At 43.0% G+C, this 19,597-nt stretch carries 17 protein-coding genes, 2 tRNA genes and 1 pseudogene; 10 read left to right on the top strand and 10 right to left on the bottom strand.

What is annotated here, in order from left to right; translation table 11 throughout:
- Window positions 1–73 (top strand) — tRNA-Met (locus tag R2I63_RS00815).
- 7 nt (window positions 74–80) lie between these two features.
- Window positions 81–153 (top strand) — tRNA-Met (locus tag R2I63_RS00810).
- A gap of 524 nt (window positions 154–677) precedes the next feature.
- Here R2I63_RS00810 and R2I63_RS00805 read toward each other — a convergent pair.
- The 5 genes and pseudogenes from R2I63_RS00805 to rnhC all read right to left on the bottom strand — a co-directional run.
- A pseudogene (locus tag R2I63_RS00805) lies at window positions 678–1,178 on the bottom strand (IS6 family transposase); the annotation flags it as partial.
- A gap of 115 nt (window positions 1,179–1,293) precedes the next feature.
- A complete protein-coding gene (locus R2I63_RS00800) occupies window positions 1,294–2,202 on the bottom strand; it encodes a DUF6268 family outer membrane beta-barrel protein (protein WP_316357813.1) in 909 nt (302 codons plus the stop codon).
- Window positions 2,203–2,389: 187 nt separating this feature from the next.
- Window positions 2,390–3,979: a DNA repair protein RecN gene (recN, locus tag R2I63_RS00795; protein ID WP_316357811.1), complete on the bottom strand. Its 1,590-nt coding sequence runs from the start codon at window positions 3,977–3,979 to the stop codon at window positions 2,390–2,392.
- A 33-nt stretch (window positions 3,980–4,012) separates the two neighbouring features.
- Entirely contained in the window at window positions 4,013–4,444 is a 432-nt protein-coding gene (locus R2I63_RS00790) for a hypothetical protein (protein ID WP_316357810.1), read from the bottom strand.
- Window positions 4,445–4,610: 166 nt separating this feature from the next.
- Window positions 4,611–5,543: a ribonuclease HIII gene (rnhC, locus tag R2I63_RS00785; protein WP_316357808.1), complete on the bottom strand. Its 933-nt coding sequence runs from the start codon at window positions 5,541–5,543 to the stop codon at window positions 4,611–4,613.
- 49 nt (window positions 5,544–5,592) lie between these two features.
- On the opposite strand from rnhC, the gene R2I63_RS00780 reads away from it, so the two are divergent.
- The 5 genes from R2I63_RS00780 to ispH all read left to right on the top strand — a co-directional run bounded on the left by R2I63_RS00780 (window position 5,593) and on the right by ispH (window position 11,619).
- Window positions 5,593–5,988 carry a helix-turn-helix domain-containing protein gene (locus tag R2I63_RS00780; RefSeq protein ID WP_316357806.1) on the top strand — a complete coding sequence of 132 codons (396 nt, stop codon included), beginning with the start codon at window positions 5,593–5,595 and terminating at the stop codon, window positions 5,986–5,988.
- 14 nt (window positions 5,989–6,002) lie between these two features.
- Window positions 6,003–8,036, top strand: a complete 2,034-nt coding sequence (locus tag R2I63_RS00775; protein WP_316357802.1) for a thioredoxin domain-containing protein — start codon at window positions 6,003–6,005, stop codon at window positions 8,034–8,036.
- 201 nt (window positions 8,037–8,237) lie between these two features.
- Window positions 8,238–10,208, top strand: a complete 1,971-nt coding sequence (locus R2I63_RS00770; protein WP_316357800.1) for a bifunctional serine/threonine-protein kinase/formylglycine-generating enzyme family protein — start codon at window positions 8,238–8,240, stop codon at window positions 10,206–10,208.
- Window positions 10,195–10,668, top strand: coding sequence for a low molecular weight protein-tyrosine-phosphatase (locus R2I63_RS00765; RefSeq protein ID WP_316357797.1), 474 nt, complete (start codon window positions 10,195–10,197; stop codon window positions 10,666–10,668). The genes R2I63_RS00770 and R2I63_RS00765 overlap by 14 nt, the downstream gene beginning before the upstream one ends.
- Before the next feature lie 15 nt (window positions 10,669–10,683).
- Window positions 10,684–11,619, top strand: coding sequence for a 4-hydroxy-3-methylbut-2-enyl diphosphate reductase (ispH, locus tag R2I63_RS00760; RefSeq protein ID WP_445083647.1), 936 nt, complete (start codon window positions 10,684–10,686; stop codon window positions 11,617–11,619).
- 13 nt (window positions 11,620–11,632) lie between these two features.
- Here ispH and R2I63_RS00755 read toward each other — a convergent pair whose 3' ends face one another.
- Window positions 11,633–12,421 carry a hypothetical protein gene (locus R2I63_RS00755; RefSeq protein ID WP_316357791.1) on the bottom strand — a complete coding sequence of 263 codons (789 nt, stop codon included), beginning with the start codon at window positions 12,419–12,421 and terminating at the stop codon, window positions 11,633–11,635.
- Between the two features lie 40 nt (window positions 12,422–12,461).
- On the opposite strand from R2I63_RS00755, the gene R2I63_RS00750 reads away from it, so the two are divergent.
- A complete protein-coding gene (locus R2I63_RS00750; RefSeq protein ID WP_316357789.1) occupies window positions 12,462–14,327 on the top strand; it encodes a universal stress protein in 1,866 nt (621 codons plus the stop codon).
- Between the two features lie 7 nt (window positions 14,328–14,334).
- Here the strand turns inward: R2I63_RS00750 and R2I63_RS00745 are convergent, their stop codons facing one another.
- The 4 genes from R2I63_RS00745 to R2I63_RS00730 are packed head-to-tail and all read right to left on the bottom strand — an operon-like array spanning window position 14,335 to window position 18,122.
- Entirely contained in the window at window positions 14,335–15,285 is a 951-nt protein-coding gene (locus R2I63_RS00745; RefSeq protein WP_316357787.1) for an ABC transporter ATP-binding protein, read from the bottom strand.
- A gap of 1 nt (window position 15,286) precedes the next feature.
- A complete protein-coding gene (locus R2I63_RS00740) occupies window positions 15,287–16,282 on the bottom strand; it encodes an ABC transporter ATP-binding protein (RefSeq protein WP_316357786.1) in 996 nt (331 codons plus the stop codon).
- Complete coding sequence (locus R2I63_RS00735; RefSeq protein WP_316357784.1) at window positions 16,279–17,184, bottom strand: ABC transporter permease; 906 nt, start codon at window positions 17,182–17,184, stop codon at window positions 16,279–16,281. The genes R2I63_RS00740 and R2I63_RS00735 overlap by 4 nt, the downstream gene beginning before the upstream one ends.
- On the bottom strand, window positions 17,181–18,122 hold the full coding sequence (locus R2I63_RS00730; protein WP_316357781.1) for an ABC transporter permease: 942 nt from the start codon (window positions 18,120–18,122) through the stop codon (window positions 17,181–17,183). Before R2I63_RS00730 ends, R2I63_RS00735 begins: the two co-directional genes overlap by 4 nt.
- A 130-nt stretch (window positions 18,123–18,252) precedes the next feature.
- Here R2I63_RS00730 and R2I63_RS00725 point away from each other — a divergent pair, with 130 nt between their 5' ends.
- Together R2I63_RS00725 and R2I63_RS10515 are read left to right on the top strand one after the other, a co-directional pair.
- A complete protein-coding gene (locus R2I63_RS00725; RefSeq protein WP_316357778.1) occupies window positions 18,253–19,308 on the top strand; it encodes a class I fructose-bisphosphate aldolase in 1,056 nt (351 codons plus the stop codon).
- Between the two features lie 174 nt (window positions 19,309–19,482).
- Window positions 19,483–19,596 carry an IS1/IS1595 family N-terminal zinc-binding domain-containing protein gene (locus tag R2I63_RS10515; protein WP_445083646.1) on the top strand — a complete coding sequence of 38 codons (114 nt, stop codon included), beginning with the start codon at window positions 19,483–19,485 and terminating at the stop codon, window positions 19,594–19,596.
- The last annotated feature ends 1 nt before the right edge of the window (window position 19,597 follow it).

Genomic DNA, 19,597 nt, shown 5'->3' with positions numbered 1-19,597 from the left:
CGCGGGGTGGAGCAGTGGTTAGCTCGTCGGGCTCATAACCCGAAGGTCGCAGGTTCGAGTCCTGCCCCCGCTAATTTCTCGGCGGCATAGCTCAGTTGGTAGAGCAACGGAATCATAATCCGTGGGTCCATGGTTCGAGTCCGTGTGCCGCTATCCTCTAGCATGCATAGCTGTTTTTTTGATATAGGCGATTGCTAGCTTATCAGAAACTTGTCATCATCTCCCAATCAGAAGCGATTTTCCAGGTTATCTGGTATCTTTACCCAACTCTTATGATTTTAAAAAATTAGAAGGGGTTTATTCGGTAGAGTTAAAAGGAGGACCGAAAGAAATTGAAAATCTGCTTAAGAAATTCTGGAATCCTTACGCTGCTCCATTGCAAAGGGCAAAGTAATCGATCTTCTAATCTTTATTCAGGCAGGACGGGGTCTCAGAGTCAGTTCTAGTTTTTTAAAGAACCTATGATGCTTTCTATTCAGCAAATATGAGGTAAATCTCTTGACCGCCCTCCATTATAGGTCACGGACCATTGTTTTAGGGGGGATATCCCTAATAGATGGAGTAACGGCCAAGAAGAGTCATCCTAAAAAGGAAACGATATTCTTAAGAATTTTTCGAATAATTTCAAGAGAAATCTGGTTCTGGTGCAAAAATTTTATCTATGGGAAAAGGTTTACTCAAGGCTGTTTCCGTTTCAGTGAGATCAGGCTGCTATCCCAAAAAGACCCTCTATAAATATTTTTTTGAGATAAAGCATCTTTCTTTCCTATGCCTTGTATTTGCCCCTTACGAATCATATGCATGGACTCATACCCTGCAATCGTTGCTTCAGCTGTTGCAAATCTTTGGAACCATTGACTCCACACTATTCTCCTCTTAGAAAAACGATGGTCTTGCCCAACAATATTATTCAGATACTTAACCTGCCTAATCTCAGTCTCCATTGGGATTCATCTTTGATTTTGAATAGCCTCGAATGCAGGAGGGTATGCAGCGTTTTTATCAACGTCGATGACTCTAGGAATACTACAGTGACTATTGGAAAGCGTTTGTCTAAAAAATTTCTCAGCTGCAGATTTGTCTCGAGTTTGACTAAGCATCCAATCAAGGGTGTTCCCTTCAGAATCAACTGCTCTATAAAGGTAATTCCATTTCCTTTTGATCTTGATGTAGGTCTCATCTACTCTGTGTGGAAAGGCTCAGGTCGATGCTTGGATGACAAAAACAGGAAATGGAATACGCGAGCAATGGAAAGGGACTTATCAAGAGGCTAAGAGCGAGAGATAGTACGTTCTAGAACTCGAAGCATCCTTTGATGCCTCCATAGGCTGCTGCGTCGAAATGAAAGTAGATAGGTTTGGCCCCGTGTTGATTACGGATTTGGATCCACCCCCCAAAGTTGACTCCTCCAAAGAGACCTGCTGAGAAGTGGTGTGTATTGAGGTAGATGCCGAGGTCTATGCCGTTTGCATGGACGGAGACCATAGATTCTGGGTTGCTTTCTCTTTTTCCAACACGGTGGAAAGAACGGTACCATCCCCCGAAGCTGCGGTAGCTAAGAGCTGAAGACCAGTGCTCTGCAAAGAAGTAGTGAAGGGAGAAGTCAAGAGGGAACACAGCATTAACTTTCCATTGTTTATGGAAGTACCAATCAAACCCCAGAATAGGGAATAGATAAGTGCTTTTGACTCCTGTTTGTCCAACGACTCCGATATGAATCCCGAGAGGCTTACTGTGGGCAAGTCGCCCCCAAATCATTCCCGTGTAGAAGGCGTTACTTCCCATATTAAAATGGTCGAGATTCGCATGGACACCAAGGTTTATGACCCAGCGCCAATCTTTAATTGCTGTTGTAATGTATCCGATGGAGAAAACAGCGTCGTTGAAGTTTTTCTGGTTAAAGGAAGGGTTTTCATCCCAGTTGAGGCGCATATAGCCATAGCCAAACTCAAAAGACAGGGCGTGATCTTCAGCAGGATAGGCGTTAATGAAGATGGCTCCAGCCCCTTCGGTATAGCGAAGATCAGATCCTTTAAAGCCCCGTTTGTCAATATCGGCCCCAGCAACAGGTGCAAAATATCTATCGATATAGATTCGATCCTTCTTATGGATAAAGCAATAATCGGTCGCAAGCGAATAGTCTAGGGAATACGCTAAAGCGGGGAGTATCAATAGTGTTAGAAAAAGTAGGCCTTTTTTCATCTTCCCTCCTTAGGTCCCGTTTAAGGATAAGTTGACCATTTAGACTGGCTGCGCCTTTGCTAAATCGAGCTTCTTCGTCGCCCTTCCCTATTGGGAATGGTACTCCTTATTCAGCTCAATTTTGCTGCGGCTCGCTTAAGTCAAATAGCCAACTTATTCTTAAACGAGCCCTAACTTTCTTCTGCCATCAGTTGGGGAATAAATTCAACGATTCTCCACCTAACATGCGGAGAAGTTCCTTTTCCTTTTCAGAGGCTTTTAGGGGAGAGATTTCGGTAATGGTTCGACCATCACTCTCTTTTTTAGAGATTTGAAGGTGATGGTCTGCGTGGCGCGCTACTTGAGGAAAGTGGGTGATCGCCAGGATTTGGGAGCGTTTTCCAAGAGTGTTCAGTTTTTTCCCGACGATTGAGGCAGTTTCCCCTCCGATATTTGCATCGATCTCATCAAAAATGAGAGTAGGAAGAGAACCTTTTTCTGCAAGAAGGATTTTAAGGGCAAAGAGGAAACGAGCTATTTCCCCACCGCTACTGCGGGTTGAAATTGAGGCAGGCTCCTCTCCAGGGTTTGCAGCAAGAAAAAAGGAAATTTGGTCTTTCCCCGTGGGCCCTATTTCTTTGGAGTCTACAGCGATTAAAACCTTAGCATGGGGGAAGTTAAGAGAGAGAAGCTCTGCTGTAAGCTTACTTTCTAGCTGCCTAGCAGTTTTTATGCGTTGATTCGTAAGCGATTTAGCAAGTTCCTTAGTGTTTAAAGCTAGAGTCTGAAGTTCTTGTTTTATCGCCTCGATGTTTTCATCGAGGTTCTCAAGGGTGTCAACTTGGGCTCTGAGGGCTTCAATGTGGGCGGCGATCTCATGGGACTCAACATGATATTTTCGCTTTAGCTGGTTTAGAGTAGAGAGGCGGCTTTCTAGGCTTTGGAGCTTTTCAGGCGAATATTCAAGGGACTGTAGCTGTTTTGAAACTAGGAATAAGGCTTCTTGTAAATGGACAACGGCGGCCTGGAGGTGCTCAGAAAGAGAGGGGTCATCTATCAGTTTTTGGAATTGGGAGAGGGCAGGGATAAGATTAGGGTGGTCGAGTCCTCCGCGAACAGATGTGAGCTTTTCTGTGATTTCCTGGGAGTTTGCTAGGGGTTTGTACTCTTCAAAGAGGCTTTCTTCTTCGCCTTCCTGGTAATTGAAGGATTCCCATTCTTCAAGCTCCCATTTTAATCGTTCTAGTTGATCTCCTTGGCTCTCCGATTTAAGAGCTATAAGTCTCTTTTCAAGGCTTTGAAGAGACTGGTATGAGGCAGTGAATGGGGAAAAGTCGATCTCTCCATACAGGTCAAGCAGGGCGCGTTGGGTTTCGGTCTGGCGGATAGACTCGGAGCTATTTTGACTAACGAGCTCTAATAGATAGGGGGCTAAACGGGAAAGAAGGGATAGGGGAGCCATCTGAGAGTTGATAAAGATACGATTTTTTGCAGTTCTTGAGATTTCTCGCTTGAGAATAAGAAACTCGTGGGGGTCAAAGTCTATGCCGCTTTCTTGAAGGATTTTATGTACCTTAGGAAGCTTTTGAATATCAAAGGTCGCTTCAATGACTGCTTTTTCTGCTCCTTTCCGAATGATATCGGTGCTTACTTTGCGTCCTGAAAGGAGGTGAATGGCTTGGATTAAAAGGGTTTTTCCTGCGCCGGTTTCGCCGGTTAGAACATGAAAACCTCGATCGAAGGTGATCGTTGCTGAATCGATGAGAACGAAAAAAGAAAGTGAGAGAGTATTTAACATACTCTCTCACTATAGTGTATTAGCGCTTTTTTTTTAAAGCTGTTGCCACTGCTTTTGTTGTGCAGCATGTGATGCACGGTCAAAATCGTTGTTTGTGGCTTCACTGAAACCATAAATTCCGCCTGCAATACTTCCAATCCAAGCGCCATAACCGACACCCATAGGTCCACTGAGGACGAGACCTACGCCCATTCCAATGAGCATTCCATCTACGGAGCCATGAGCGGTCATACGGATGGTTGTAACCATGTTGACTGCTTTATTCTTTAGGTATTGAGCCTGGCTCAGGAGATTAGATCCGGCATCTGAAATTGTGTTCATTACAGATGATGAGACGTCAGAAATGGTCTCAACACCGCTTTCAAAAGCAGAAGTAACGGAATTTTTTGAACCACTCAAAAAATGCATTGCAGACTCACCATATGGCTTAAAAGTCTCTGTTGCGCTATTTAAATAATACGACATATTGCCCCCTTGTTATCAACACTAACGATAATAACAATTAATTAAATTAATTATCAATTATAAAATAATTAAAATTCAATTTATATCAATAAAAATAATTAAAAATTTTAATACTAACTAACTTAAAACAACTCCTTGATCAAGAGGGAAAAAGGCTCTTGGGACCTTATGCAGTTAAAAAGTCTTGGATTGTCTTGAAGTGAAGTTTAGCAACCTGATGAAGAGCTTGCTCTCCATGGATTCTAACAAACTTTTGGCCTGCCCTAACAACAAGGGCTGAAGCTCCTTTAGGAAGCTCGAGTTCGAACTCTTTTGATAGGCGATCAATCCCTTGAACAAAGGCTGCACGTGCTAGAATCGAGGCTCCGGCAACAACAATGTCTTCTTCCCCCCGGTGGCGCTGGGTGAGATCCACTTTTAGAGCTTTTTTCTTTAGGGCATTTTCGACGACATGCTCGCTAGCAAACTGGTCAATAATCACCTTGCTGCACTGGGATTTTCCTACCAACTCTTCTATAGCTGTGGCATGTCCCCAGGCGAGGAGATGATTTAGATTCCTAAACTGGTCATAGAGTTCGTTATAACGTTTGGGGAAGATTTTGATTAGGGAGTAGTCACATTCTTTCTTAATTTTCTCAGCAATTTTAATGATCGTTGGGTCGGAAAGGCGTTTGCTGTCACGAATTCCCATTTGGATGAGAGATGTAATTTGATCGCTATCGGCATAAAGAGCTGCAACGCACAAGGGGCCAAAGACATCTCCTTTTCCAGCTTCGTCCACGCCGATATGGGGAAGGGTGTTCATTGTTGTTTCAGGGTAGGAATAGGAAAGATTACCAAGGATTTCGGGTTCAAGATAAAAGGAGATAAAGTCATCCTTTCCTTTCCCCTGAACCATAAGCTTCCCTGACTGATATAAAGTGCAGGAAACCCCTTGTTTCTTCGCCTGAAACACCGTGTATGTGGGTTGAGAGAGCTCGAATCCTTGATCAATTAGATCTTGCTTCAGTTTGGGAGCAAGGGAGGTGTCGATCTCTGTTACAAAACTTGCTGACTTTGCCATAATGGCAATTTTACCAAATCCTTTAATTAAAATCATCTATCGGTTAGATTGGTAAAAAACTATAAGTGTGTCTATGAAAGATGAAATGAAGAAATTTGGTGAGCTCTTTAAATCTAAGCGGAAAGAGCTCAGTCTTTCGCTGAAGGAAGTGGAAAATGCTACCTCGATTCGAATCAATCATTTGGAATCGATTGAAGAGGGAAGGGATGATGATTTTCTCTCTCCCGTATATATGCTGGGATTTATGCGCCAATATGCGACATTTTTAGGGCTCGATGGAGATAAGCTCTTTGAGGAGCATCCCAAAGCTGTAAAGCTTACCCAGGACAAACAAGACTTTGCATATGGAATCGGGACCCTAGAAGTCCGAGGAAGTATGGGGGGAGGGGTGAAATGGCTTCCCAATTTAATTTGGGCATCGGTGACTGTTGTGGTCATTGTTGGTGCTTACTATTTAGCTAAATACTTAGGTGTGATTTAACTTAAGCAAGGTTTATGTCAACTGAGCCCTATAAAAATCGCTTGATCAAAGAGAAATCTCCATACCTTCTACAGCATGCGCATAACCCTGTTGATTGGTATCCATGGGGTCCTGAGGCTTTTGAAAAAGCAAGGGTGGAGGATAAGCCGATTCTTCTCTCTATTGGTTATGCAACCTGCCATTGGTGCCATGTCATGAGTCGAGAGTCTTTTGATAATCCTGAGGTTGCCTCAGAGATGAATGAAGTTTTTATCAATATCAAAGTCGATCGAGAAGAACTTCCTGAAATTGATAGCCTTTATATGGAATTTGCCCAAGCCTTGATGGCATCGGGAACAGGATGGCCTCTTAATGTCATATTAACTCCCGACCTCAAACCTTTTTACGCTGCGACGTATCTCCCTCCTGAGGAAAGACAAGGGATAATGGGGCTAAAACAGCTCATTGAACACATCCGAAAGCTCTGGGATAGTGAAGAAAAAGAACTTCTTTTTGATCAGGCCAATAAATTGGTGGATCTATTCGAAAAATCGGTGATGACGCGCGGAGATGAGCTGCCTACTGATCTTGTTGTTGATGAGGCGGTTCAAATGCTTTTTGAGTCGGCTGACCCAGTCTATGGAGGGCAGAAAGGAGCTCCAAAGTTTCCCGTCGGCTATCAGTGTCAGTTTTTTCTGAATTACGCAAAGCTTTACGAGGATGCTCGCCCTCTCTTTTTTGTAGAAAAGACTTTATCAAAGATTTATCAGGGGGGCATTTATGATCATGTTGGTGGTGGTTTTTCTAGATATAGTGTCGATGAAAAATGGCTGATTCCTCACTTTGAGAAAATGCTTTATGATAATGCTCTTCTTGCAGCGGCTTATTTGGATGCATGGCGTTATACGAAGGATGAGCAGCATAAGAAGGTTTGCAATCAGGTTCTTGAGTATGTTCTTCGAGACATGAAGCATCCTGATGGAGGATTTTACTCTGCTGAAGACGCCGATACTGATGGTGTTGAGGGAGACTTTTATCTATGGACAAAAAAAGAAATTGAAGCGTTACTTTCCGTTGATGATGCCTCTCTTTTCTGTGAGTATTTCGATGTCACTGAAATAGGAAATTTCGAAGGGAAGAATATTCTCCATCGCTCCCGTTCTATTGAGGGATTTTGTGATTATCGGGGGTTTAATCAAACAGATGTTCAACAGTCGATAGAAAGTTCCCTTAAAGTCCTCAAGAAAGAGCGCAACAAACGAAAACATCCTTTTAAGGACGATAAAATTTTGGTCTCGTGGAATGCTTTAATGATAGACACTCTTGTGAAAGCAGGGATGGCCTTTGAAAATGAAGCATATGTGACTGCAGGAATAGAGGCAGTGACGTTTATTAAAAGGCACCTCTGGAAGAAAGGTAAACTCCTAAGACGATTTCGTGAGGAGGAAGCTGATTATGAGGGAGGCCTTGATGATTATGCTTCGCTAATTCGAGCACTGATCACTTTATATGAATCTGGGCAAGGAGAAGAGTATCTTGAATGGGCTCTCGAAATGACGACCCATCTAGAATGTGATTATAAAGCTGATGATGGGGCCTTTTATCTCACAGGGCCTGACCACTCGATTCTTTTAAGAAGGTGTGAGCTCTATGACAGCTCTCAGCCTTCTGGAAATGCTCTCCACGCCGAGAATCTTCTCCGTTTGTATCAGATTACGCATAGTCGAGATTATTGGATTCAAGCTGAAGATATTTTAAAAGTCGCCAAAAGCTTTATTGAGTCCTATCCACAAGGCTCATCTTATCATCTTATCAATTTGCTGAGGTATTTGGACAAGGAACTACCAACCTTAACCGTGGCCCTTGACCCAAAGATGACTCATCAGAAAGAGATTCAAAAGCTTGTTTACTCAAACCTTATTCCCCATCTCACAGTGTGCTTTAAGCAAGAATCAAAAGAGTATCCATTGGTTGGTGGAAAAACAACCTTCTATCTGTGTATACAAGGAAAGTGCCAATCTCCAGTTACAGATTTCTCAGTAATCAAGAATTTCATAGACAGACTCTAATACTAATCGCAAGAAATAAAACTGCAAATGGGCTTGATCTTTTTCCAAAAAACCATCAAGCCCATTTGCAGTTTTATTTCTTGCGATTGGTATAGGCTTCATGCTATATATCAGTCTCGAAGTTGTGTATTTTTTTGCTGAATTTTCGTATGGCAGAAACATGCGAAATTAAGATGCTGGAATTGAATTAAGGATTAGTGAATGGATAAAAGTACCCTTGGAGATTACTCAATTATCAAACAAATCGGTCAAGGAACGCTTGGCAGTGTGTATCTTGCCGAACACCGGTTTGTTAAGCAGCAATATATTTTAAAGGTTCTTCCTGAGGAATTATCAACCGACCGAAACTTCATCCAGCGATTCGAAAAGGAAGTAACAACTCTCGCAAAACTTGACCACCCACATATTGTCAAAGTACATAACATTTCATTTGCTGAGGGGTATTACTTTCTGGTTACAGATTGTATTGTTGATTGTTTAGGAGAAACGACAAATTTAACCCAGTACTTAGGGGTGAATAAGCAAAGTCTCAATGAAAATGAAATCTTGGAGCTCTTGACCCAGGTCGCATCAGCATTGACTTATGCTCACCAAATTCAACTTGGGGGTTCGGCTCTAGCGCACCGAGGACTCAAGCTCAATAACATTTTGATTGGAAAAGGAGAGAGAGGACTACATGTGTATCTTTCTGACTTTGGCCTTTCTCATATTGTTGGAGAGGGGGCGATTCTAACCCGAATGTACAAAAATCTCGCTGATGTTCTTTCTCTAGATCTGAATCAGTCAACCTTCACGAAGCCTGGCGAAGAAAAATATATGACAGGCATTTTCGACTCTGGCAAACTTTCGAAACTTCATGCATCATTCTTGCAGACCTACCATTTTCTAGCCCCAGAACAAAAGATCTATCGTGAAAAACCAGTGGGACCCAAGGCTGATATGTATGCTTTTGGTATTCTTGCCTATTTCCTTTTGATGCATTCGTTTCCTGAGGGCAATTTTTACCTTCCCTGTGAGGTCTATCCTGATTTTCGATTAAATTGGGACAGCCTCATTCAAGAATGTTTAAGACCTGATCCAAATAAGCGTCCCGACTCACTTCTCAGAATGCTAGATGGCCTTTCTTCCACTAATGTGAAGAAAGTTGCTGCGATTAGTGAGGTTGAAGAGGAGGAGATTCTAGATTGGGATGAAGGAGCGGAAGCTCCTGTAGAAGCTGAAAACTCCGGGCTTGCGCTTGCTACTGAGGAAAAAGAAGAAGAAATCACTCCAGCGCAAGCTGATATGCTACATGAGGTGTCTGAAATAGTGAGAGGGAATGCCAAACCCGTTCTCAACCCTCAGGAGATCAAGCGGCCTGAATACGATCCTGACCCTGCAGCAGCCTTTCATATCGACAGTACTGTTGCGAGATATGTTCCAAAGGAAGAAAAGGCAAAAAATATTGAGCCAATTCAATCCGATATGGAAGTTGTTAAAGGAGGAGAGTATTACCGAGGAAGTGACGAGGGAGGAAGGGATGAGCGCCCTCGGCACGCTGTGAAACTTTCAAGTTTTGCCCTTGATGTGCATCCTGTGACAAACGAACAGTTCACGCGCTTTTTAGATGCTATGGGTGGCGAAAAAGATGCAAATAACAACGATATCATAAGACCTAGAGAGTCGCGTATTCGTCGTCATGGGGGAACCTTGACCATTGAATCAGGTTATTCTAAGCACCCTGTCATTGGTGTGACTTGGTATGGTGCCATTGCCTATGCCAAGTGGGTAGGAAAACGTCTTCCAACCGAGGCGGAATGGGAAATTGCTGCATCAGGAGGAGAGGAGCTCATGTATCCAACTGGAGCAAGCATTGAGCGGACTCAAGCGAACTTCTTTAGTTCAGATACAACATCTGTTAAAAGCTACCCCCCTAACAAGTATGGTTTTTATGACATGGTAGGGAACGTTTATGAATGGTGCCAGGACTGGTACGACTACAATTATTACGAGGTAGCAATGCAGCGCCCTGATAATCCAAAGGGACCTATGCAAGGTGTTTATCGTGTGCTTCGTGGTGGTTGTTGGAAGAGTCTCAAGGATGATCTTCGGTGCTCTCATCGCCACAGAAATAATCCGGGCATTGTGAATCGCACCTATGGTTTCCGATGCGCTGCTGATGTTGATGAATAGTTTTCTGTTTGTCTGTGTAGGGAATATCTGCCGTTCTCCAGCTCTAAAAGGAATGCTTGAACACCTTCTCAAAGAGAGGGGGATAACGGCTTATGTAAAAAGCTGTGGTCTTCATGCAACGTTTCTTGGAAATCCTCCAGATAGACGGATGCAAGAAGTGGCTCATAAACATGGGGTCATTTTGCAAAATCAAGCAAAAATTTTTGAAAGCGCCTATTTTGATCAGTTTGATGCGATCTTTTGCGTTACGGCAGAGGTGCTTTCCTCGATCCGTAGTATGGCGCACTCTTCAGAGCATCACAGAAAAGTCTTGATGGCAACCCACTACTCTAAGTTACATCCTGACGATCCGATTCCTGATCCTTATTTCAACGCTTCCGATGGATTTGAAACTGTTTGGTCGATTGTCGAGGATGCCTGCAAGGGAATTCTTGATAAGTTTTATCTTGATAAGAAATAGGGTAAGTTAGACCATATGCTTATGAAATTATTATTGTCAAAACCTAGGGGATTCTGCGCCGGTGTGGTGCGTGCAATCGAGACGGTAGAGCGAGCCCTTGAACTTTGGGGGCGCCCCATCTATGTTAAACATCAGATTGTTCACAATCGCCATGTTGTAGAAGATTTAGAGAAGAAAGGCGCAATTTTTGTCGAGGATCTTGATGAAGTGCCTGAAGGCTCCAGAATCATCTATTCTGCTCATGGTATCCCTCCTTCTGTGCGAGAGCATGCGAAGCAGAGAGGTTTGATTGAAATTGATGCTTCTTGCGGTTTGGTTATTCGTGTTCACTCTGCTGCCAAACGGTTTGCAAACAAAGGGTATCATGTCCTTTTAATCGGCCATAAAAAGCATGTAGAAGTCATAGGCACAGCTGGAGAGGCTCCTGATGCAACGACAATCATTGAGTCTATTGCAGATGTCGAAAAGCTTTCCTTTCCCCAAGAGCAACGCTTATTTTATACGACGCAGACAACGCTTAGCCTTGACGATGTTAAAGATATTACTGATGCTCTTAAAGCAAAATACCCACTTATCGAGACTCTTCCTAATTCTTCAATCTGCTATGCAACGACAAATCGACAGTTGGCACTGAGAGAAATCACTCCTTCTGTTGGGCTTGTTCTTGTCGTAGGAGATCCCACAAGCTCAAACTCAAATCGCCTGTGCGAAGTCGCTCGAAAAAGAAATATCCCTGGTTACCTCATTAATTCTCCAGATGACATCGATCCTGAGTGGCTAGATGGTGTAGAAGCTATTGGACTTACCGCTGGTGCATCAACGCCTGAATCAGTGGTGCAAAAGTGTATCGAGCACCTTAAAACTCTCGGAGTGACTGAAACCGAAGAGGTCGAATACACTGAGGAAAATGTCTTTTTTGAGCTTCCGAAGCAAGTGCTTACTCCAGCTTAGGACGAAGTCCCTATCATTCGACTAATTTTTGATAGCAATTATAGATAAATCTGCAGTGCTCTTCAATATAACAATCAGGATACTCCAAATTGTAAAGAATCCATCTACAAGCATCAGCTTTTTCTGTTCTTAATGCTTCTGAATCTTGGTTTATACGCCTTTTTAAACGCTGAAAGAATCCTGGGCACTGATAGTATATTTCTAAATACTGATGAGTATGCTCAAAAAGGTAACCTTCAACCTTGGAGGTTTTTTTGTACTCTTTGATCCACTTCGATGAGTTAGAACAACCAACAAGTGTTTTTCTAATGGTTTCTTCATCGGCCAAAAGGTTCAATCTGAGAGCTTCAATTAGGTGTCTCTTGTAGCTTTTTTCATATCTTGTTGTGAGATGCCTAAAAAGAATCTTAAAATCATTTAAGTCTTGAGTTGCTCTAAACCCCTTTCTTTTCAAGTCGAGGTTTTGGGAAAGGGAATGAGTAACCTGAGATAACTGTCTAAGTATGAGGGTCTTGTGAACTTCTCTTTTTGCTGAGATCTCAAGAAGTCTTAAAAAACTAAAGAATGATATTTCGACATCAACTGGCGGATAGGGAGCGTCTTCTTCTTGTTGAGGGGGAGGCAATGCGGTCAATAGATAATCATTAACATAATAAGCCAAGAGAAGACAAGACGATATTCTCGACGCAGTTCTTAGTGTAGATATCACCGAGAACTTTGAGACCGCTCCATAAATGGATTCGATAGTTGGAAACTGTAGTACAACAGGGGTAATATCCATAATGCTAAAAGATGGTATCAAAAGGGTGGAATAAAAAGAATGTTTTTTACAGGATGCAATAATGGCAGAGAAACAGTCAAAAATCTCTCAGATCGACAAAGGTTCATTAAGAAGGGTCCTTAGTGTTGGGGATCTTTTCGCCGTTGGATATGGTGATTTAGGGTCCTCGATATATTATGCCCTTGGGATTACAACGCTTTTTTCTCTGGGTGCGGCCCCTATTAGCTTAGCAATTGCAGGGCTTGTTTTTGCTTGCACCGCGCTTTCTTATGCAGAGCTTTCTGCAATGCTAAGAGATTCTGGGGGATCGGCAACCTTTACGCGCCATGCTTTTAATGACTTGATTTCATTTATTGCCGGTTGGGGTCTTCTTCTTGATTTTATTGTAACGATTGCAATTTCTTCTTTTTCGATAGCTCCCTATCTTGCATTTTTTGTTGGGGGACTCAAAATCACCTCTGTGAAGATTGGCTTCACCGTTTGCGTGATTGTGATCCTCTTTATTATTAACTATTTTGGAACAAAAAACTCTGCTCGAATGAGCTGGTTTTTGACGACTCTCACCCTATCTACTCAGATTCTGATTGTAATTGTAGGCGCCATTTGGTTTATTCATTTTCCTGATCTTTGGGAGCATTTAAAGATTGGAATTAAGGGCTCTTCTTGCTCTCCTTCATGGCCAGATTTTTGGAAAGGGACTGCGATGGCTATGGTTGCCTATACAGGGATTGAATCAATGGCTCAGCTTGGGGGAGAGGCAAAAAACCCTGCACGCACTGTACCAAAAGCAATGATGCTTGCAATGGGGATGCTCCTTTTTGTTTATATCGGAATTGCGGTTGTTGCTCTTTCTGCTGTTACGCCGCAAGAACTCAGCACAACTTTTTTAGAAGATCCAATTGCTGGAATCGTGTCGAAGTTTCCCTACGGGGGACGCGTTCTTGGAGGGTGGATTGGGCTTTTAGCTGTGGTAACTCTCTTTGTTGCCTCGAATGCAGGGTTAATCGGGGCATCACGCTTGTGTTTCAACATGGGGGAGAATTATCAGCTGCCGCGTTTTGTTTACAAGCTTCATAAGAAACATAAAACTCCCTTTGTCTCCTTGGGGATATTTGCGATTTTTGCTATCGTTATTGTCCTATCAGCAAGAGGAAAGCTAGATTTTTTGGCAAGCCTCTATAATTTTGGGGCAATGCTTGCTTTTTTTATGACACACCTTTCTCTTATCTTCTTGCGAATAAGAAAACCGGATGCCAAGCGCCCTTTTAAGGTCCCTTTTAATATCCTAATCGGAAAATACTCTATTCCTATTACAGGAGTTATTGGAGGTCTGGCCACAGCCGCTACTTGGTGTCTTGTTGTCATTACTAAGGCTGATGGAAGAAACCTCGGATTTCTATGGATATTCTTTGGTCTTGCTATCTACTACTATTTCCGCAAAAAACAATCGATTCCTCCTGCAGGGAAAGTCGAGATCCAGAAGATTAAGATGCCTGAATTTCAGGCAAAAAAATACAACCACATCCTTGTTCCTACTCGTGGGGGACGAGAAACTCAGACGGTTCAAATGGCTTGCGAAATTGCAAAGGTTCATGGTGCCGATGTCACCGCTGTTCATGTAGTCGAAGTGCCTTTTTCCCTCCCACTTGAAACACCTCTCTACCACCGGACTGTCGTTGCTTCTTCTATTCTGAATCGTGCTGAAGCAATCGGCAGAGAGTTCAATGTTGGAGTGAAACTCCGCGTTGTCCATGCCCGCACTGTCGATACAGCTATTCTTGAACTCATTGAAAAAGAAGAGTACGATCTGCTTGTCATGGGAACTGTACTCTCAATTGCCGGTGCCTCTAAAGGGTATGGCGCAGTTGTCGAAAGGGTCCTTAAAAGCTCTACATGCCCTGTTTGGATCTGTTGTAGCGCTCACTAAGCTTTTTTTATAATAGATGGCATGCAGCGCTGTGTCCAGGGGCGACCTCTCGAAGAGGTGGCCGTTTTTGTAGGCAGATGGGTTTGACTTTTGGACATCGGGTGCAAAAGACACATCCTTTTGGAGGGTTAATAGGAGAGGGAACTTCTCCAGTAACAAGAACTCGCGTATGTTTTTTCTCGATGAGAGGATCGGGAATTGGGATTGCTGATAAGAGGCCTTGAGTATAAGGATGTTGAGGGTTTTCGTAGAGATTGGCACTAGGTGCAAGCTCCATAAAGTGTCCCAAGTACATCACAGCAACACGAGTTGAAAGGTATTTAACCATAGCTAGATCATGTGAAATAAAAAGATATGTGAGACCTATTTCTTCTTGCAGGTATCTTAGGAGATTAATGATCTGAGCTTGGATGGAAACATCGAGGGCTGCGATAGGTTCGTCGCAGACAATGAAACGGGGATTGAGAGCGAGCGAACGAGCGATTCCAATCCGTTGCCGCTGTCCTCCACTGAACTCATGAGGGAAACGGCTCATATACTCAGGATGAAGTCCGACAAGCTCAAGGAGCTCTTGGACACGCTTTTGTCTCCCATGGGAGTTTAACGTATCATGAATAGCAAGGGGCTCTGAAATAATCTCCCCAGCGGTCATTCTAGGGTTTAAAGAAGCAAAGGGATCTTGGAAAATATACTGCATATCATGGCGGAGTGCTTTAATCGCTTTTCCTTTATATTTAAGGATGCTTTCACCCTTAAAAAAAATGTCGCCGCTACTGGGCTCATATAGGCGCATGAGAGCTCTTGCCAAAGCGGTTTTTCCGCATCCACTTTCTCCCACTAGACCAACGGTCTCTTGAGGAAAAACATCAAAGGAGACCCCATCAACAGCCCGTATAACTTTTCCCTTATGTTCAAAGTGTTTCTTTAGGTTCTTTACTTGAAGAAGGGGTTTTGCCACTTTAAACCTTCTTTCTCTGGATTCTAGGATCAAATAGCCAACAGGCAGTAAGATGCTCTTTCGAGACTTCTATGGATGAAGGACAGCCGTCATGACATAGTTTCATTGCATGAGGACATCTCTCTGCAAAAGCACACCCTTTGATTGTAGAAGAGAGATCAGGAGGAGATCCATGAATGGAATAAAGCTGGCGCGAAGGGGGAAAATCGAGACGCGGGATGGAGTTTAAAAGGCGGCGAGTGTAAGGGTGTTTTGGAGACCTAAAGAGTTCATTAACAGGGGCGCTTTCAACAATCTTTCCTGCGTACATCACAACTACACGGTCGCAAAATCCAGCAACGATGCTAAAATCATGAGTAATCAGAATGATACTCATCTGTTCTCTTTTTTGAATCTCTTTCAAAAGGTCGAGAATTTGTGCTTGTATGGTTACGTCAAGTGCAGTTGTAGGTTCATCAGCAATGAGGATTTTAGGTGATGAAATCATGGCAATTGCTATCATCACCCGTTGTCGCATTCCCCCGCTTAACTCGTGGGGAAATTGAGTGAGGCGCGTTTCTGAGTCTGAAACCCCAACTCTTTTTAAGAGTTTAATCGCACGCATTTTTATCTCTTCTTTTGACGCTAATGGATGATGGAGGGCGTACCCTTCTATAATCTGATCATCGATTCGCATGGTGGGATTGAGAGAGGTCATGGGGTCCTGGAAAATCATTCCGATTTCCTTTCCCCGAATTTTTCTAAGTTCTCTTTCTCGTTTTAAGAGAAGGTTTTCTCCTTTATAGTAAATCTCTCCCTGATCGATATGTGAAGAAATGGAGGGGAGAAGTCGGGTAAGGCTCTTTGCCATTACTGATTTCCCACATCCTGATTCACCAACGATCCCAAGAGTTTCCCCTTCTTTTAGGTCAAAACTAACTCCTCGAACAGCGCGTACTTTTTTGGAGAGGGTTGAAAAAGAGGTATGAAGGTTTTTTACGTCTAAGAGCTTTTTCATGTTCGAAGCCTCGGGTCGAATGCATCTCGAATACCGTCGCCCAGGAAGTTAAGGGCAAGCATTGTAATACTGATAAACCCTGCAGGGAAAAAGAGTCTCCAGGGATAGTATCGAAGTGCAGAAAGACCATCGCTTGCCATTGTTCCCCAGCTAGCTATTGGGGCTTGCACTCCAAGCCCTAAAAAGCTTAAAAAAGCTTCGGTAAAGATTGCAGCAGGGATGGTGAGAGTCATCGTTGTAATGATCGAGCCGATCGAGTTGGGAATAAGGTGGCGGAAGAGAACCCTCCATCGGCTCGCTCCTAGCATATAGGCGGCCATCACAAAGTCGTTTTGCTTTATTTGGAGGATTTGTGCGCGCACGATACGAGCCATATTGATCCATCCAGTGATTGTAAGGGCTATTAATATCGTTGTGACTCCAGGTTTCATGATGACCATTAATAGAATTACGATAAGGAGGTGTGGAAGAGAGTGCAGAATATCGGTCAGGCGCATCATAATTTCTTCTAGCTTTCCTCCAACCATTCCAGCAAAGGCGCCGTAAAAAACTCCAATAGCCATATCGATTACTGCAGCGGTAATTCCGACAAAAAGAGAGATTCGAGCTCCCCACCAGATTCTGGTAAAGAGATCACGTCCAAGCTCATCGGTTCCAAACCAAAAAGAAGCGCAGGGGGCATTGTTTTTAAGGGCGAGGTGGGTCTCATAATATGTATGAGGACTAAAAAAAGGGACAATGATCGCACAGCCAATCATAATGACTAAGATGGCCAGACCAAAAATTGCAGGGCGATTTGCTCGAAGACGGATCCAGGCATCTTTCCAGTAGGAGATTCCTTTTTCTGGGGGAGCTTCAGAAAATAGCGGTGGGGTTGAAATAAGTACTTCTGATTCCCTCATGCTTCCATCGCTTTTTTATTCTTAAAACATATTCGGGGATCTATCACTGTGTACATTAGGTCTACGACTAAGACACATAGCATTAGCAGCGCGCTATAGAAAACAGTGACACCCATGATCACTGTATAATCTCGATTCGTAATGCTGTTTACAAACCATCCTCCTAGGCCAGGGATTCCAAAAATCTTTTCCACGATGAAACTCCCTGTAAGAATTGCACTGGTCAGAGGGCCTAAATAGGTGAGCACAGGAAGGAGACTATTTTTCAAAACATGTTTAAAAACAACCTGTTGGGTTGAGAGTCCTTTTGATCGAGCAGTTTGAACATAATCCTGCTCCAAAACCTCAACCATATTTGCCCTTGTTAATCGGGCTATAAAAGCAGTAGGCAATGCAGCAAGGGATAAGGCTGGAAGGACAGAGTGAGCAAGTGAGCCCCAACGAGCGACAGGAAGAAGATCCATTCTCATGGAAAAGAGATATTGCAAAAAAGTTGCCATGATAAAGTTAGGAACGGAAATTCCCACAACGGCAAGGATCATTGCTAAATTATCCTGCCATTTTGAGCGTTTTATAGCGGCAAATGTTCCGAGAATTACTCCCGAAAAAAGGGCTATTGTGATCGCTTCAAGGCCTAAAATAAAAGAAACTGGAAAACCCTCTCGAATGATGTCATTTACTGTTCTTCCTTCATATTTAAATGAGGGACCGAGATCCAACGTGATAAGGCCCTTAAGATATTTAACATATTGGATGTACCAAGGCTGGTCCAAACCATAGTGAGCGTACATGCTTTTCATGATCTCTTCTGGAATTGCTTGCTCTTGCATAAACGGATCACCAGGAGCCGCTTGCATCAAAAAAAAGGTCGCAGTTGCTACAATGAATAAGGAGAGAATTAAAAGGAAAAATTTTCGAATAAAATATTTGTGTTTCATCAAATGTAGTGTTTGGCCTTTAAACTTATGTGAGTCCCAATAAATTTAAGGTGTACCTGGAATTTTGTCAAAGATTGCAAAATTTTCGATTATAGAACATAATAACGTAAATTGTTGAAAGGAGACCCCTATGGATTATGCAGAAATTGAATCTCTTCTTGGTGTTAAAGGAAAATCTCTTCTAGAGCATTCCTGTAACACCCTTTCTAAGAAAGAATTACACCTACCAGGCTCTGATTGGGTTGATCGAATTTTTGCTGGAAGTGATCGCTCCATCCGTGTACTCCAAAACATGCAAGAAATTATCTCTCATGGACGCCTTGCTGGTACAGGCTATGTCTCAATCCTTCCTGTGGACCAAGGAATCGAGCATACTGCAGGAGCCTCTTTTGCTCCGAACCCTGCTTACTTTGACCCTGAAAATATCATCAAGCTTGCAATAGAGGGGGGATGCAATGCTGTGGCAACGACTCTGGGTGTTTTAGGCTCTGTGGCTCGAAAATACGCTCACAAGATTCCATTCGTCTTGAAATTTAACCATAACGAGCTCATGACCTATCCCAATACCTATGATCAAATTCCATTTGCTTCGATTGACAAGGCTTACGATATGGGATGTCGCGCTGTTGGAGCAACAATTTACTTTGGGTCTCCTGAAAGTGATCGCCAAATTGTTGAAGTGGCACAGGCCTTCGAGCATGCCCACGAATTGGGAATGGTCACTATTCTTTGGTGCTACCTCCGCAATCCGGCTTTTAAAACTGATAAAGAGGATTATCACAATGCTGCTGATCTCACAGGGCAAGCAAATCATCTTGGAGTCACAATTGAAGCGGATATTATCAAGCAGAAGGCTCCTACCTGCAATGGAGGGTTTAAAACGCTTAAGTTCGGAAAGCAGACTGACAAAATGTATACCGAACTCTCTTCTGATCATCCTATAGACCTCACCCGTTATCAAGTAATCAATAATTACATGGGGCGCATGGGGCTTATCAATTCAGGTGGAGCTTCAGGGGAGAATGACCTTGCAGTAGCCGTTGAGACAGCTGTAGTGAATAAGCGCGCTGGCGGGATGGGACTTATCTCAGGACGTAAAGCCTTTCAAAAGCCCATGAAAGACGGTGTTAAGCTTCTTCATGCGATTCAAGATGTTTACCTTTGTGATAAAATCACCGTAGCCTAAAACTTGTGATGGGTTTAGAACAAATATGTTTTTGTTGTGGGGTGGTGGCAAAAAGCGATTGTAAATATGGGCGCTGTATGCTGACTGCTGTTATAATTTTAAAGAGAGTGGTTACTTAAAAAATGATTTATGAAATTCTGACTTTTTTCATAATTGAAGATTGAGAGGATCGGGATGAATTGTTGTAAAAAGTGCCGTGGACAAGAGCTGGTTAAAAATGGTCATATCAGAGGTCAACAACGCTATAAATGTAAAAGTTGTGGGTATAGTTTCATCAATTTAAGGTGAT

It is taken from the genome of Candidatus Neptunochlamydia sp. REUL1, assembly GCF_963457595.1.
GTDB lineage: Bacteria > Chlamydiota > Chlamydiia > Chlamydiales > Simkaniaceae > Neptunichlamydia.
This window is presented reverse-complemented; position numbering and strand designations above follow the sequence as displayed.

Excerpts from the sequence above, each read along its gene's own strand:
- R2I63_RS00735 (WP_316357784.1), bottom strand. The coding sequence starts at position 17,184 with ATGAGGGAATCAGAAGTACTTATTTCAACCCCACCGCTATTTTCTGAA.
- R2I63_RS00800 (WP_316357813.1), bottom strand. The coding sequence starts at position 2,202 with ATGAAAAAAGGCCTACTTTTTCTAACACTATTGATACTCCCCGCTTTA.
- R2I63_RS10515 (WP_445083646.1), top strand. The coding sequence starts at position 19,483 with ATGAATTGTTGTAAAAAGTGCCGTGGACAAGAGCTGGTTAAAAATGGT.
- R2I63_RS00770 (WP_316357800.1), top strand. The coding sequence starts at position 8,238 with ATGGATAAAAGTACCCTTGGAGATTACTCAATTATCAAACAAATCGGT.
- recN (WP_316357811.1), bottom strand. The coding sequence starts at position 3,979 with ATGTTAAATACTCTCTCACTTTCTTTTTTCGTTCTCATCGATTCAGCA.
- R2I63_RS00765 (WP_316357797.1), top strand. The coding sequence starts at position 10,195 with ATGTTGATGAATAGTTTTCTGTTTGTCTGTGTAGGGAATATCTGCCGT.
- R2I63_RS00775 (WP_316357802.1), top strand. The coding sequence starts at position 6,003 with ATGTCAACTGAGCCCTATAAAAATCGCTTGATCAAAGAGAAATCTCCA.
- R2I63_RS00780 (WP_316357806.1), top strand. The coding sequence starts at position 5,593 with ATGAAGAAATTTGGTGAGCTCTTTAAATCTAAGCGGAAAGAGCTCAGT.
- ispH (WP_445083647.1), top strand. The coding sequence starts at position 10,684 with ATGCTTATGAAATTATTATTGTCAAAACCTAGGGGATTCTGCGCCGGT.
- rnhC (WP_316357808.1), bottom strand. The coding sequence starts at position 5,543 with ATGATTTTAATTAAAGGATTTGGTAAAATTGCCATTATGGCAAAGTCA.
- R2I63_RS00750 (WP_316357789.1), top strand. The coding sequence starts at position 12,462 with ATGGCAGAGAAACAGTCAAAAATCTCTCAGATCGACAAAGGTTCATTA.
- R2I63_RS00730 (WP_316357781.1), bottom strand. The coding sequence starts at position 18,122 with ATGAAACACAAATATTTTATTCGAAAATTTTTCCTTTTAATTCTCTCC.
- R2I63_RS00725 (WP_316357778.1), top strand. The coding sequence starts at position 18,253 with ATGGATTATGCAGAAATTGAATCTCTTCTTGGTGTTAAAGGAAAATCT.
- R2I63_RS00740 (WP_316357786.1), bottom strand. The coding sequence starts at position 16,282 with ATGAAAAAGCTCTTAGACGTAAAAAACCTTCATACCTCTTTTTCAACC.
- R2I63_RS00790 (WP_316357810.1), bottom strand. The coding sequence starts at position 4,444 with ATGTCGTATTATTTAAATAGCGCAACAGAGACTTTTAAGCCATATGGT.